This is a genomic window from Nocardia rhamnosiphila NBRC 108938 (genome assembly GCF_000720425.1).
Taxonomy (GTDB): domain Bacteria; phylum Actinomycetota; class Actinomycetes; order Mycobacteriales; family Mycobacteriaceae; genus Nocardia; species Nocardia rhamnosiphila.
Genome location: NZ_JOAJ01000005.1, coordinates 106,432 through 120,088, shown reverse-complemented (window position 1 = coordinate 120,088; position 13,657 = coordinate 106,432). Strand labels below are relative to the sequence as shown.

General features: G+C 69.0%; 12 protein-coding genes. 2 read left to right on the top strand and 10 right to left on the bottom strand.

The genetic code is table 11. The features are described from left to right. Positions 1–18: 18 nt before the first annotated feature. From purL to IG75_RS0118260, 3 genes are all read right to left on the bottom strand, one after another. Positions 19–2,310, bottom strand: a complete 2,292-nt coding sequence (purL, locus tag IG75_RS0118270; protein WP_030522864.1) for a phosphoribosylformylglycinamidine synthase subunit PurL — start codon at positions 2,308–2,310, stop codon at positions 19–21. 228 nt (positions 2,311–2,538) lie between these two features. Then, positions 2,539–3,813, bottom strand: a complete 1,275-nt coding sequence (locus IG75_RS0118265; protein ID WP_030522865.1) for a M18 family aminopeptidase — start codon at positions 3,811–3,813, stop codon at positions 2,539–2,541. A gap of 86 nt (positions 3,814–3,899) precedes the next feature. Next, positions 3,900–5,087 (bottom strand): epoxide hydrolase family protein, encoded by a 1,188-nt coding sequence (locus tag IG75_RS0118260; protein ID WP_030522866.1) that lies wholly within the window; start codon positions 5,085–5,087, stop codon positions 3,900–3,902. A gap of 61 nt (positions 5,088–5,148) precedes the next feature. On the opposite strand from IG75_RS0118260, the gene IG75_RS0118255 reads away from it, so the two are divergent. Then, positions 5,149–6,123, top strand: coding sequence for a helix-turn-helix transcriptional regulator (locus tag IG75_RS0118255; RefSeq protein ID WP_030522867.1), 975 nt, complete (start codon positions 5,149–5,151; stop codon positions 6,121–6,123). Positions 6,124–6,290: 167 nt separating this feature from the next. Here the strand turns inward: IG75_RS0118255 and purQ are convergent, their stop codons facing one another. Together purQ and purS are read right to left on the bottom strand one after the other, a co-directional pair. Then, positions 6,291–6,968, bottom strand: a complete 678-nt coding sequence (purQ, locus tag IG75_RS0118250) for a phosphoribosylformylglycinamidine synthase subunit PurQ (RefSeq protein ID WP_030522868.1) — start codon at positions 6,966–6,968, stop codon at positions 6,291–6,293. Further along, the gene (purS, locus tag IG75_RS0118245; RefSeq protein ID WP_030522869.1) at positions 6,965–7,201 is read right to left on the bottom strand and encodes a phosphoribosylformylglycinamidine synthase subunit PurS; all 237 of its coding nucleotides are present in this window, start codon (positions 7,199–7,201) and stop codon (positions 6,965–6,967) included. Before purS ends, purQ begins: the two co-directional genes overlap by 4 nt. A gap of 142 nt (positions 7,202–7,343) precedes the next feature. Here purS and IG75_RS0118240 point away from each other — a divergent pair, with 142 nt between their 5' ends. Beyond that, positions 7,344–7,988: an MBL fold metallo-hydrolase gene (locus IG75_RS0118240; RefSeq protein ID WP_030522870.1), complete on the top strand. Its 645-nt coding sequence runs from the start codon at positions 7,344–7,346 to the stop codon at positions 7,986–7,988. A gap of 168 nt (positions 7,989–8,156) precedes the next feature. On the opposite strand, the gene IG75_RS0118235 is transcribed toward IG75_RS0118240, so the two are convergent. From IG75_RS0118235 to IG75_RS0118215, 5 genes are all read right to left on the bottom strand, one after another. After that, positions 8,157–8,981, bottom strand: coding sequence for an EamA family transporter (locus IG75_RS0118235; protein WP_030522871.1), 825 nt, complete (start codon positions 8,979–8,981; stop codon positions 8,157–8,159). Beyond that, a complete protein-coding gene (locus IG75_RS0118230) occupies positions 8,978–9,496 on the bottom strand; it encodes a MarR family transcriptional regulator (protein WP_030522872.1) in 519 nt (172 codons plus the stop codon). The genes IG75_RS0118235 and IG75_RS0118230 overlap by 4 nt, the downstream gene beginning before the upstream one ends. 123 nt (positions 9,497–9,619) lie before the next feature. Continuing rightward, on the bottom strand, positions 9,620–10,321 hold the full coding sequence (locus IG75_RS0118225; RefSeq protein WP_030522873.1) for a DUF2334 domain-containing protein: 702 nt from the start codon (positions 10,319–10,321) through the stop codon (positions 9,620–9,622). A gap of 138 nt (positions 10,322–10,459) precedes the next feature. Beyond that, complete coding sequence (locus tag IG75_RS0118220; protein ID WP_030522874.1) at positions 10,460–12,634, bottom strand: S9 family peptidase; 2,175 nt, start codon at positions 12,632–12,634, stop codon at positions 10,460–10,462. Between the two features lie 70 nt (positions 12,635–12,704). Next, positions 12,705–13,637 carry an alpha/beta hydrolase gene (locus IG75_RS0118215; protein WP_081876992.1) on the bottom strand — a complete coding sequence of 311 codons (933 nt, stop codon included), beginning with the start codon at positions 13,635–13,637 and terminating at the stop codon, positions 12,705–12,707. Between the last annotated feature and the right edge of the window lie 20 nt (positions 13,638–13,657).

Here is a 13,657-nt window from a genome sequence, read left to right as displayed (position 1 = left end):
GCCAGCCACGGGTCCGGGTCAGGCGTGGCCGCCGAAGAGTGCGGGCAGCGTGCCCTCGTGCGCGGCGCGCAGCTCGGCCATATCGACCGAGAACTGGCCCTGCACCTCTACCGAATCCGAACCCTGATCGACCACACCGATACGCACCCAGGGCAGTTCCCGGGCCGTGCACATCCGCGTGAAGCGGGTCTCCTCCGACCGCGGCACCGCGACCAGCACCCGGCCCGCCGATTCGGAGAACAGCATCACGAACGGGTCGGCGTCTTCGGGCAGCAGGATCCGGCAACCGGTCTCGCCGGCCAAAGCCGCCTCGACCACGGTCTGCGCCAGGCCGCCCTCGGAAAGGTCGTGGGCGGCACTGATCATGCCGTCGCGCGAGCCCGCGGTGAGGACATCGGCCAGCAGTTTCTCGCGGTCGAAATCGACCTGCGGGGGCAGCCCGCCCAGATGGCCGTGCGCCACCTGCGACCAGACCGAACCGCCGAACTCGTCGCGGGTGTCGCCCAGCAGGATGAGCGTCTCCCCCGGTTCCAGGCCGAGTCCGGTGGGAATACGGCGGTGGACGTCGTCGATCACACCCAGGACGCCGACCACCGGAGTGGGCAGGATGGCGTTCTCGCCGGTCTGGTTGTAGAAGCTGACATTGCCGCCGGTGACCGGGATACCCAGTTCCACACAGCCGTCGGCGAGACCGCGGACGGCCTGCTGGAACTGCCACATCACGCCGGGGTCCTCCGGGGACCCGAAGTTCAGGCAGTTGGTGACCGCCTTCGGCGTGGCGCCGGTGACGGCCACGTTCCGGTAGGCCTCGGCCAGGGCCAGCCGCGCGCCGGTGTACGGGTCGAGCTTGGTGTAGTGACCCGAGGCGTCGGTGGCCAGCGCGATACCGCGACCGCTCACCTCGTCGATCCGGATCACCCCGGCGTCGGCCTGTTCGGCGAGCACGGTGTTTCCGCGCACGTAGCGGTCGTACTGTTCGGTGATCCAGCGGCGGCTGCACAGCTGCGGGCTGGCCACCATCTTCAGCAGGGTGTCGCGCAGTTCCTCGGCGGTCTTGGGCCGGGGCAGGTTGTCCGGGGTGTCGGCGTTGAGCGCGTCCTGTGTGGCCGGACGCTGTACCGGCCGCTCGTACACCGGGCCCTCGTGCGCGACGGTGCGCGGCGGCACATCCACCACGGTCTCGCCGTGCCAGGTGACCTCCAGCCGCTCGCCGTCGGTCACCTCACCGATCACCGTGGCCAGTACATCCCATTTCGCGCAGACCGCGAGGAAGGCGTCCACGTTCTCCGGGGTCACCACCGCGCACATGCGCTCCTGCGATTCGCTGGACAGCACCTCGGCGGGGGTCATATCGGCGGCGCGCAGCGGGACCCGGTCGAGTTCGATGCGCATCCCGCCGTCACCGGCGGCGGCCAGTTCGGAGGTCGCGCAGGACAGCCCGGCGCCGCCGAGGTCCTGGATACCCACCACCAGCCCGGCGTGGTACAGCTCCAGACAGCATTCGATCAGGACCTTCTCGGTGAACGGATCGCCCACCTGGACGCTCGGCAGCTTCTTGCGACCGCTGCCGGAATCGTCGCCGGAGAAGGTGTCCGAGGCCAGCACCGAAACGCCGCCGATACCGTCGAGCCCGGTCCGCGCACCGAAGAGAATGATCTTGTTCCCGGCACCCGAGGCGAAGGCGAGGTGCAGGTCCTCCACCCGCATGACCCCCGCGCACAGCGCGTTGACCAGCGGATTTCCCTGGTAGGAGGCGTCGAAGACGGTTTCGCCGCCGATATTGGGCAGCCCGAGAGAGTTACCGTAACCGCCGATCCCGCGGACCACGCCGTCCAGCACCCGGCGGGTATCGGCGGCGTCGGCGGCACCGAAACGCAACTGGTCCATCACCGCGATGGGACGCGCACCCATGGCCATGATGTCGCGGACGATCCCGCCGACCCCGGTGGCCGCACCCTGATACGGCTCGACATACGACGGATGGTTGTGGCTCTCCACCTTGAAGGTGACCGCCCAGCCGTCACCGATATCGACCACGCCCGCGTTCTCGCCGATCCCGGCGAGCATGGCCGAACGCATCTCCTCGGTGGTCGTCTCACCGAAGTAGCGCAGATGCACCTTCGAGGATTTGTAGGAACAGTGCTCGCTCCACATCACCGAATACATGGCGAGCTCGGCATCGGTGGGCCGGCGCCCCAGAATGTCCCGGATCCGGGCGTATTCGTCGTCCTTGAGGCCGAGCTCGGCGTACGGCTGCGGCGTATCCGGAGTGGCGGCGGCGGTGGCGACCGTATCGACCTGCTCAGTCACGGGGGTACCAGGATCCTTTCGTAGGTTGGCGCGCCGGCGCGCGCGGGCTCCGGCCCTCCGGGCGCCTGCCGCGGCTCACGGCAGATGGCATCGGCGCCACGGTTCGGTCGGAACGCCGGGCCTCGGCGGCGGGGCCCCGGCAGAGTTGATCCAGCACGAATCCTACGTCCACCTGCGCCGGACCGATTACCGACCCCGTCGCCGCAAAACCCCTGGCCGTGGCCCGGCCTACGGAGCGAGGAAGGCCGCCAGGGCCGCCGCGTAGGCGGTCACATCGGCGGCGCCCATCATCTCCCGGGCCGAATGCATGGCCAGCTGGGGCGCACCCACGTCCACGGTCGGCATACCGGTGCGCGCGGCGGTCATCGGCCCGATGGTGGAACCGCAGGGCAGATCGGCGCGGTGCACATAACGCTGCATCGGCACTCCGGCCCGGTCACAGGCCAGCGCGAACGCTCCCGCGCCGACGGCATCGGTGGCGTAGCGGAGATTCTGGTTGACCTTCAGCACCGGCCCGCCGTTGATATCGATGCCGTGCGAGGGCTCGTGCCGTTCCGGATAGTTCGGATGGGTGGCATGCGCCATATCGCCGGACGCGCACACCGACCCCGCGACCGCCGCCAGGAACTCGGCGCGGCCGCCGCCGCGGGCCAGCACGATCCGCTCCAGCACCGTGGGCAGCAGCTCGGACTGCGCGCCCCGGTCGGATTGGCTGCCGACCTCCTCGTGGTCGAACACGGCGAGCACCGGGACGGCGTCGCCCGGATTCTCGACGGCGGCCCGGAAGGCGGCCAGCCCCGCGTAGCAGGTGCCCTGGTTGTCCAGGCGGGGTGCGCTGATCAGGTCCCGGCCGGCACCGATCACCCGGCTGGGCGCCAGATCGTGGGTCATCAACTCCCAGCCCAGCACCGCCCGCGGATCGACTCCGGCGGCCTCGGCCACGTAATCCAGGAACGCGGCCCGTTCACTGCCCACACCCCAGATCGCGTTGACATGCCGCTGCGGATCCAGCGTCACCCCGCGCCGGTCCTCGGACAGATGGATCGCCAGCTGGGGAACCCGCAGAATCGGTTCGTCGATCCGCACCAGCCGCTCGCCCAGGCCTGTCCCCTCCCGGACACCGAGCCGCCCGGAGATCCCCAGTTCACGATCCAGCCAGGAGTTCAGCCAGGCACCCCCGTACGGTTCCAGCCGCACCAGCTGCCAGCCCGCGACCGTCAGATCGGGATGCTGCTTGACCCGCAGGTTCGGGCTGTCGGTATGCGCCCCCACCACCCGGAACGGACCCGCCTGCGCCGGATCGGCCCACGCCACCAGCGACCCACCGCGCACGATGTAGTACCGGCCCCCGGTACCGGGCCACGCGCGGGTCTCGTCCAGCCGGACGAACCCGTCAGTTTCCAGCGCCTCGGCAATGGTCCGGCAGACATGGAACGGCGAAGGCGACGCATCGATGAACTCACACAACCCGGCGGCCGAAGCCGCGACAGCAGAACTCGGCATGATCCGACCCTAAGCGCTGCGTCTTCCGGCGCCCCTTGCGGCATCTCGGGGCCGAGGCGCGGGCGGCGTGCGCCACAGCGGGCGGATCAGCCGGCTCGGTGGCCGGCGAAAAAGGCGCGGATATCCGGCGCAAGCAATTCCGGCACCTCCATGGCCGGGAAGTGACCACCGCGGTCGAACTCCGACCAGTGCTCCACATAACCGCCCGGGTCCACCAGACCGCGGATCGTATCGTCCCCCGCGAACACCGCATAACCGGTGGGAGCCGCCGGCGGCGGGGTTTCCCCGGAACCCTGCCACGCACTCATCTCTCGGTAGGCCTGCATCCCTTCGTACAGGGAGTGCGCGGCGGAGGCTCCGGAGCAGGTGAACCAGAAGACGCTGACGTCGACGAGCAGCTGGTCCCGGTCGACCGCGTCCTCGGGCAGTTCGGCGGCCGGGTCCGTCCATTCACGGAACTTCTCCACGATCCAGGCGAGCTGCCCGACCGGTGAGTCGGTCAACGAGTAGGACAACGTCTGCGGCCGGGTGGCCTGCACGTGGAGATAGCCGATGCCATCGGCTTGGAACCGGTTGAAGCGCTCGGCCCGCTTCCGGTCTGCCTCGGACAGGCCTTCGGTGTCGATCGACGGGCCGAAGGGCATTGCCGGTGCGGTCCCGGTGGCATGCACGCCCAGCACCCGTCCAGGAGCCACCATGGGCAGCAGCTGCGAAACGCCTGCCCCCGCATCGGTGCCGTGCACGGCAAATCGTTCGTAGCCGAGCCTGGTCATCAGCTCCGCCCAGGCGCTCGCGACGCGGAAGAGGTTGCCCCACCCCGGGCCCGCCACGGGCGTGGAGAAGCCATAGCCGGGGAGTGACGGAATGACCAGATGGAAGGCATCCGCGGGGTCTCCGCTGTGGGATCTCGGGTCGGTCAGCGGGCCGATCAGGTTCTGGAACTCGAACGGCGAGCTGGGCCAGCCGTGCGTGAGGACGAGCGGCCGGGCCCCGGGCTCGGCGGATCGGATGTGGAGGAAGTGGATGTCCTGCCCATCGATGGTGGTGACGAACTGCGGAATGTCGTTCAGTTCGGCCTCCCGGGCCCGCCAGTCGAAACCGCCGGCCCAGTATTCGGCCAGACCACGCAGATAGTCGACGGGAACGCCCCGGCTCCAGTCCGTGCCGGCCGGCTGCTGCGGCCACCGGGCGCGGTTCAGTCGCTCGACCAGGTCGTCGACATCGGCTTGCGGGATTGCGATGCGGAAGGGACGGATCTCCGTGGTGTTCGTCATACCGCCACGCTAAAGGCAATTGCGGAAGACCAGCTTCCGCAATTACTGCGATGCTGAACGAATGTTGAAGACTGCTGCCAGGCTGTTGCGATTGCTGTCGTTGTTGCAGTCACGGATGGACTGGAGCGGCGAAGAACTCGCCGCGCGATTGGGCGTCTCCGGTAGGACGGTGCGCAGCGATATCGAGAAGCTGCGCGACCTGGGCTATCCCGTGGCCGCAGCGCCGGGGGTAGGGGGCGGGTACCGCTTGGGCGCCGGGGCGAAGCTGCCCCCTCTGCTGCTCGACGACGACGAGGCAGTGGCGGTAGTGGTGGGACTTCGGACGTCGGTGGGTGGCGGCGTTTCCGGGATGGCGGAGGCTTCGGTACGGGCGTTGGCCAAGTTCGAGCAGGTGTTGCCGCCGCGGCTGCGGCACCAGGTGAGCGGTATGGGCTCGGCGATCGCCGCCGTCCCGAGCGCCGGCCCCACCGTGGACGCGGACACATTGAGCGTGATCGCGGCGACGATTCGCGCCGGCGAACGTCTCCGATTCGACTACGAGACCCACCGGAACACTCCCGGCAGGCGCGAAGTCGAGCCGCATCAACTGGTGAATTGGGGCCACCGCTGGTACCTGGTGGGCTGGGACATCGACCGTGCGGACTGGCGGACCTTCCGGGTGGACCGGATCTCTCCCCGCACTCCCAACGGCCCGCGATTCACTCCCCGGCCGTTACCGGACAACGACGCCTCGACTCATGTGCAGCGGGGCGTCGGCCAATCCACCTGGCGCTACACGGCCCGGGTGCTGTTGCACGCGCCGGTGGAGTACGTGCGCGAACGTATGCCGCACGTTGGCACGGTGGAACCGGCCGGGCCGGATCGATGTGTGGCCGAGGTCGGGTCGGACACAGCCCAGATGTTGACTCTGTACCTGGGCCTGCTCGACGTGGATTTCGACGTGATCGAAGGCGCTGAGCTGACGGCGAGGCTGCGAGACCTCTCAGCACGCTTCCAGCGGGCGGCCGCCGGCGACGCTCCGGATGCCGGCTCGTGACGGCCGGAGTTCCCCGGGCGCAGCGAGCTACCGCCCGGTCCGGCGTCCCGCCGGTCGGCACCCGGGACTCGCGGCACCAGCCGCAGTCAGGGCGACATCTTGCGCCTTCGCCGACGGATCGCCACATCCGCGGCGGACCGGCCGCGCCCGGACGTCCGCCCGCCCCGTCAGGAAGCGACCAGCACGTCCAGCACAGAAAGGAACAGCCCCAGCCCGTCATCGCTCGGCCCGGTCAACGCCTCGGTCGCGTGCTCCGGGTGCGGCATGAGCCCCACGACCCGCTTGTTCTCCGACGCGATCCCCGCGATCGAGCGCTGCGAACCGTTCGGGTTGTCGCCCGCGTAGCGGAACACCACCCGGCCTTCGCCCTCGAGTTCGTCGAGGACCGACTCGGAGGCCTGGTAGCGGCCCTCGCCCGATTTCAGGGGAACCAGGATCTGGGCGCCCGGTTCGTAGCGGGAGGTCCAGGCAGTGTCGGTGGCTTCGACACTCAGCCACTGGTCGCGGCAGATGAAGTGCAGCCCCTCGTTGCGGGTGAGGGCGCCGGGCAGCAGCCCGGCCTCGCACAGCACCTGGAAGCCGTTGCAGATGCCGAGTACCGGCATACCTTTGCCGGCGGCTTCGACGACGGTCCCCATCACGGGAGCGAACCGGGCGATGGCACCGGCGCGCAGGTAGTCGCCGTAGGAGAACCCGCCGGGAACCACGACCGCGTCGACGCTCTTGAGATCGGCGTCGCCGTGCCAGAGGTCGACGGCTTCGGCGCCGGCCAGCCGGACCGCGCGGGCGGCGTCGACATCGTCGAGGGTTCCGGGGAAGGTGATGACACCGATGCGGGCGGTCACGGGACGCGCACCACCTTCCAGTCCTCGATCACGGTGTTGGCCAGCAGCGATTCGGCGATCGAGGCGAGTTGGTCGTCGCTGACGTCGTCACCGACCTCGAGTTCGAAGCGTTTGCCCTGCCGGACGTCGGTGACGCCTTCGAATCCCAGACGCGGGAGGGCGCCGGCTATGGCCTGCCCTTGCGGATCCAGGATCTCGGCCTTCGGCATCACCTCGACCACGACACGTGCCACGGGTTGCTCCTCACAAAAAGGGGTGAGCTGCGTCCCGGCGCCGACGCCGGGACGCGGATGGGGTTACCTGAGCAGCCTAATTGCCCGGTGACCGGAAGGTCGCGGCGGGTGACCGAACATATGCGGTACTAGCCTTGCGTGCATGCATGTAGCCCACTTCGGACACTCCTGCGTACTCGTCGAACTGAACGGGAAGAAGATCCTCTTCGATCCCGGCGCGTTCTCCCACGGTTTCGAAGGCCTCACCGGACTGGATGCGATCGCCGTCACCCATCAGCACGCCGACCATATCGATCCGAACCGGATCGACCCGCTGATCGAGGCGAATCCCGGCGCGCGGCTGCTGTCGGATCCGCAGACCGCCGAACTCCGGGGCGGGGCCTGGGAGGCATTGCACGCGGGGAATGTGGTGGAACTCGACGGGCTGCGGATCACCGGCGGCGGGGGCCGGCACGCGGTGATCCACCCCGAACTGCCGGTGATCGACAACACCGTCTTCCAGCTGGGCACCGCCGCGAACCCGACCCAGTTCGTCCATCCCGGCGATTCGCTCTGGGTTCCCTCCACTCCGGTCGATGTGCTCGCCGTCCCCGCCGCGGCCCCGTGGATGAAGATCAGCGAGGCGGTCGACTACCTGCGGTCGGTGGCGCCCCGGCTGGCCTTCCCGATCCACTACGGGATCATCGCCGAGCAGGCCTGGGGTGTGTATTTCAGTCGGCTCGACGAAATGCGCAAGGCGGATACCGAATTCACGATCCTGCGTCCGGAGCACGACGCCGACCTCTGAACCCGGCCGATGGTCGCTCGGCGGGTGTAGGTCGCCACCTTCCGGTTCGACGGCCGGCTCCGCCTGCCACGGAGTGTGTGCCGGATGCGCCGATCATCGGATCTGCTCGGGGCTCGCGGGAATACTCGCGTTCGCGTCGAACGCGGCGAGCCTCAAACGCGGCGAGCCTCAATCGAATACGAGCAGCGCGACCGCGAGCAGCGCGGCGACCAGGCCCGTTGTCCTTATACGGGTGAGCTTTTCGCCGAGGACGACCAGACCGAGGACGACCGGGATCACCGGATACAGCGAGGACAGCACCACGGCGATCACCACCAGTTGCTCTCGGCCGGCGAGCAGATAGCAGATCAGTGCGATCGCGGCGGCGGCGCCGGTCGCGAGCGACCACACCACGGCGGCGGGCCGCGGCCGCTCGCCCGTACCGCGCAACAGCGGTAGCAGGGTGAGGACGGCGGCCACCCGTCCGGCGACCACGGGCCAGATCCCCGCCGCCGGATCGCTCTGTGCCAGGGCCAGATACTGCACCGCGATACCCGCCCCCGCGATCAGCGCATCACCCGTGCCCGCCGCGCGCCCGCCCGCACCGCCGTGGGAAACCAGCCACAGGGCGGGAACCGCCACGGCGACTCCGGCCCAGGCCGCCACCGCCGGACGTTCACCGAGCCACAGCACCCCGGCCAGGACCGGTAACGCGACACCTCCGACCGCGCTGACCGGTACCACGGTGCTCATGGCGCCACGGCTGAGCCCGCGGAAGAGGAACAGCATGCCCACCCCGGTCCCCAGCCCCGAGAGCGCGCCCCACAACATGCTCTGACTGTCCCACTGCCCGGGGAACAGCGGCGCGGCGGCCAGCGCCACGACCAGTCCGCCGAACTGCCCGACGACGGCGACCACGCGCAGGTCTATCCGGCGGGCCAGCAGCCCACCGGTGAAGTCGGAGACGCCGTAGGCGGCCGCGGAGGCCAGGGCCAGTGCCGCACCCGCCGTCATCCGGACCGGTCCCGTTCGGCCTGACCCACCGGGCAGCAAGCACCGGTGATGCACGAGCGCCGGTCACAGAGCCGGCACAGCAGGTCGGCATTGCCGATATCGGAGTACAGACCGGTCAGCAACTTGTCGAGCAGCAGCGCCAGGGTCTCACGTTCGGCGGCATCCAGCGGGTCGAGCACATGCGCCAAGCCGCCGCCGCGGGCGGCCAGGATATTCGCCGCGGCCTGCCGGCCGCGCTCGGTGAGGCGGACGGCGATCTCACGGCCCTGTCCGGGCCGGCGCTCCACGAGTTCCCGTCGCAGCAGCGTGTCGATCATGCGCGCCGCCGCCGACTGGCTCGATCCGACCCGGCGGCCCAGTTCGGTCCCGCTCAGTCCGGGCGAGCCGGCCAGCACCACCAGCGCCGCGGCCGCGCTGGTTCCGACACCGGTGTCGTCGGCCACCCGCTCGAGCATCAGGTCGGTGACCGCCAGGGCGGCGGCGCCCAGCAGGTTTGCGGTCCGGCTATCATGCATGACTCATGCATAACATGCGGGACACGGCCGAGTCCACTCTTATCCGGCCCCGGGCCGGGAAATGGGGACCGCCGCCCCGTTATCGCCGAATGGGGCGGCGGAGTCCAATGCGGCGGCGGAGTCTCAGGCCGCGCGAACGGCTCGGACGGGCTCCCAGCGGTACACCTCGCTGCGCGCCCCGTGATAGAGCGCGAGATCCACCGCGTCCAGCATCGCCTGCCGCGGACCCGGCCGGCCCAGCTGTGCGGCCGAAACCGCCAGGCGGAGTACGCCACCCCGCCGCGCGGTGCGCGCGGCGCCCAGCACCAGCGCGCGGCACCACCAGGGTTCGGCGCGGAACCCCTCCCCGATGCCGTACACCCGCGCCTTCTGCACCGAATTGCGTTCCAGGTCATGAATACCGGTCAACCCGAGCGAGAGCCGGAAACCGAGCTCGGGCAGCGCCGCGGTCGCACCGCCGGACACATCCCAGCGGGGCGCGGCGAACAGGCGGGTGCGCAGGCCGACCTGCTCCATGGCCCGGTCGGCGGCGGTCAGCCGCAGCAACGCCTCGTGTCGGGGCAGCGTCGAAAACTCGGCCCGGCGCCGTTTGGTCGCGGCCTGGTCGTAGCCGTGCAGCACCACGGCGTCCCCACGACCGCGACGGCCGCGCAACCAGGCCTGGGTGGTGGGGTCGTCGGTGAGCCGATATCCGCCTTTCAGCCGCGGCGCCACCAGCAGCGACAACCGCACCCCCCGCTGATCCATCTCCTCGGCGAAGCCGATCGCCGCGTCCCGGGTGGCTTCCCGGACGCCCGACACCGAAACGAGCAGCTCAGCGTTCATGTACCGACAATGGCAGCCGCAGGTGTCCGTGGCGTGCAGTACCGATGACCTGCGCATGCAGGTCCGGTGACCGGCCCGTGGAGCGGATATGGCCGGGCGGCGAACATCGGGACACGATCCGGTCGCCGCCCGGCGGGCCTACTTCTCCCCGAGACCGACGGTGTCCAGCACCCAGGCGTACTCGAAGGCGACCTCGCGCCATTTCTCGTACCGCCCGCTGACCCCGCCGTGCCCGGCGCTCATCTCCGTTTTGAGCAGCAGAGGCGAATCACCGGTCTTGGTGGCGCGCAGTTTCGCGACCCATTTCGCCGGTTCCACATACAGCACCCGGGTGTCGTTGATGCTGGTGATCGCCAGGATGGCCGGATAATCCTTGGCCGCGACGTTCTCGTAGGGCGAATACGACTTCATGTATTCGTAGACGTCCTTGTCCGCCAGTGGATTTCCCCACTCGTCCCATTCGATCACCGTCAACGGCAACGAGGGATCGAGAATCGAGGTGAGCGGATCGACGAACGGCACATTGGCCAGTACTCCGGCGAACAGCTCCGGCGCGATATTGGCGACCGCGCCCACCAGCAGCCCGCCCGCGCTGCCACCATCGGCGATCATCCGATCCGGCGCGGTGGTGCCGTTGTCGACGAGATGCTGTGCGCAGGAGACGAAGTCGGTGAAGGTGTTCTTCTTGGTGAGTGTTTTGCCGTTCTCGTACCAGAGCCGGCCCATCTCGCCGCCGCCGCGCACATGCGCGATCGCGAAGACCATGCCGCGATCGAGCAGCGACAGCCGCGACACCGAGAAACCCGGATCCATACTCGCCTCGTAGGAGCCGTAACCGTAGAGCAGCAACGGTTTCGGACCGGCGACCCGGTCGGTATCACGCCGGGCGACGATCGAGATCGGAATCCGGGTGCCGTCCGCGGCCACCGCCCAATCACGGTGCTGCACATAATCGTTCGCCTCGTAACCGCCGAGTACCGGCTGCTCCTTGCGCAGCAGCAGGGCACCGGTCTCCACCACATAGTCGAAGACCTGGGTGGGTGTGATGAACGAGGTGAGCCCGAGCCGCAGCGTGGGCTGATCCCATTCCGGGCAGGAACCGAGCCCGGCGCTGTAGAGCTCCAGCTCGAATTCCAGCTCACGCAGTTCGCCGTAGCCGTCCGCGGTCAGCGGCCACACCGCCACCCGGGGCAGCGCCTCGCGGCGATAGCTGAGCACCAGCTGCCCGGCGAAGGCGTCGATATCCTCGAGCCGCACGTCGTCGCGGTGCCCGATGAGGGTGCGCAGCCGGGACGGGTCGTCGGCCGGAGCCTCGGCCAGGACGAAGTTCTCCGCTTTCACCCCGTCCACGACATCGTTGTGCAGGATCAGGAACCGGTCCTCACCCGCCACCACCGCGTGCTCCGCCGAATACTCGACCCCTTCTCTACGGGGCAGCAGCACCCGGAACTCACCGGTCGGATCATCCGATTCCAGCACCCGGCCCTCGGTGGTGATCTTGGACCCCACCCAGATCATCAGATACTTCTCCGACCGGGTGGCGCCGACGCTCACCCAATAGCGCTCGTCCGGCTCGTGGAACACCTGCACATCCGCGGCGGACGTGTCACCGAGCCGGTGCCGCCACACGGTATCGGGCCGCCAGGATTCGTCGACGGTCTGGTAGAAGACGTGGCTGCCGTCCAGCGACCAGGTGGCCCCGGGCGCGGTCCGCGGGATCTCGTCGCCGAGCAGCTCCCCGGTCCGCAGATCCATGAATCGCAAGGTGTAGCGCTCGTCACCGGCGGTGTCCACCGAGAACGCCAGCAGATTCCCGTCGTGGCTCACCGAGAACGCGCCGAGTGCGAAGAAATCATGCCCTTCGGCCAGCATATTGCTGTCCAGCAGGACCTGTTCTCCGGGAATCTCGGTCCCGGCTTCGAGCTGCGGCGGGGTCCAGGCGTCGATCCCGGCGGCATCCGCGTCGATCGGGCACCGGCAGTGCACACCGTACTGTTTGCCCTCGTAGCTGCGCGAGTAGTACCAGTGCTCACCGAGCCTGGTCGGCACCGACAGATCGGTTTCCTGGGTGCGGTTCTTGATCTCGTCGAAGATCTTCTCGCGCAGCGGTGCGAGATGCGCCGTCCGGGCCTCCGTATAGGCGTTCTCGGCCTCGAGGTGGGCGATGACCTCCGGGTCCTCTTTGTCCCGCAGCCATTCGTATTCGTCGACGAACCGGTCGCCGTGGTGTACCCGCTCGAACGGAACCGTCTTCGCCGTGGGCGCGACCGCCGCGGCCGCCGCGTCGGTTACCGGACTACCACTGTCAGCCATGGCCACCACCGTAGCGGCCCGCCCGCAGCCGCCGGCGGAGACCGCATCCGGCGGGTGGCGGCCGAAAGGATCAGGCGCCGATCGCGGGACCGATGGTCGGCCAGGACGCCTTCAGATGGTCGTTCCAGTACGACCACGAATGCGTGCCGACCGGGCTGTAGTAGACCCGCAGCGGCAGCCCGGCCGCCCGCGCCTTGTGCTCGAACGAGATCACACAGGCATCGACCGCGAATTCGATCGGCCCGCCGAGCACGATGTTCTCCGGCAGCTGCGGTTTCAACTCCAGTTCGTGCGGGCCGGGCAAGCCCGTACCGGTCGACAGGAACAGCGTTTTACCACGCAACCGGTCCAGCATGAGCGCCGGATCATGGGCCGCCCAGTCCGGGCCGCCGGCCGGACCCCACATATTGTCCGGGTTGCCGCCCCTGGTCACGATGGAGAACTGCACCGCGCCGGCGGCCATCGCGGTATCCGGGCAGGCGCTGTACCCGGCGACCGCGGTATAGAGCTGCGGATGCCGGGCGGCGAGAATATAGGCGGCGTGCCCGCCCATGGACAGGCCACCGATCGCGTTCTGCCCGTCACCGGCGAAATTGCTGTCGATGATCGGCGGCAGTTCCCGGGTGAGGAACGTCTCCCACCGATAGCGGCCCAGCGAGGGATCGTCGCGCTGCCAGTCGGTGAAATAGCTGGCCTTACCACCGACCGGGAGAACGACATTGACGTTCTTACCGAGGAAGAAACGCTCGGCCTCGGTGGCATTGGTCCAAGTGCTCTGGCCGACGCCCGGATCGAGCCCGTCCAGCAGGTAGTAGGTGGGCCGGCTGCCGCCCCCGGCCGGATGCAGCACCTGCACCTGCACGACCTGGTTCATGGCGGGCGACGAGACGAAGACCGCCGAACGGGTCGGTCCGAGTTCATCGATCCGGACGATTTCGGCCGCGGCGGCCGGAGTGGGTCGGAGCACAGGGAGCCCGGCAGCCAAACCGATCACCCCCAGCATCAGTACAGCTATCCGAAAAC

What these genes read in the sequence shown, in the direction of transcription:
- IG75_RS0118265 (WP_030522865.1), bottom strand. Translation starts at nt 3,813, where the DNA reads ATGCCGAGTTCTGCTGTCGCGGCTTCGGCCGCCGGGTTGTGTGAGTTC.
- IG75_RS0118260 (WP_030522866.1), bottom strand. Translation starts at nt 5,087, where the DNA reads ATGACGAACACCACGGAGATCCGTCCCTTCCGCATCGCAATCCCGCAA.
- IG75_RS0118255 (WP_030522867.1), top strand. Translation starts at nt 5,149, where the DNA reads ATGTTGAAGACTGCTGCCAGGCTGTTGCGATTGCTGTCGTTGTTGCAG.
- IG75_RS0118240 (WP_030522870.1), top strand. Translation starts at nt 7,344, where the DNA reads ATGCATGTAGCCCACTTCGGACACTCCTGCGTACTCGTCGAACTGAAC.
- IG75_RS0118235 (WP_030522871.1), bottom strand. Translation starts at nt 8,981, where the DNA reads ATGACGGCGGGTGCGGCACTGGCCCTGGCCTCCGCGGCCGCCTACGGC.
- IG75_RS0118230 (WP_030522872.1), bottom strand. Translation starts at nt 9,496, where the DNA reads ATGCATGATAGCCGGACCGCAAACCTGCTGGGCGCCGCCGCCCTGGCG.
- IG75_RS0118225 (WP_030522873.1), bottom strand. Translation starts at nt 10,321, where the DNA reads ATGAACGCTGAGCTGCTCGTTTCGGTGTCGGGCGTCCGGGAAGCCACC.
- IG75_RS0118220 (WP_030522874.1), bottom strand. Translation starts at nt 12,634, where the DNA reads ATGGCTGACAGTGGTAGTCCGGTAACCGACGCGGCGGCCGCGGCGGTC.
- IG75_RS0118215 (WP_081876992.1), bottom strand. Translation starts at nt 13,637, where the DNA reads ATGCTGGGGGTGATCGGTTTGGCTGCCGGGCTCCCTGTGCTCCGACCC.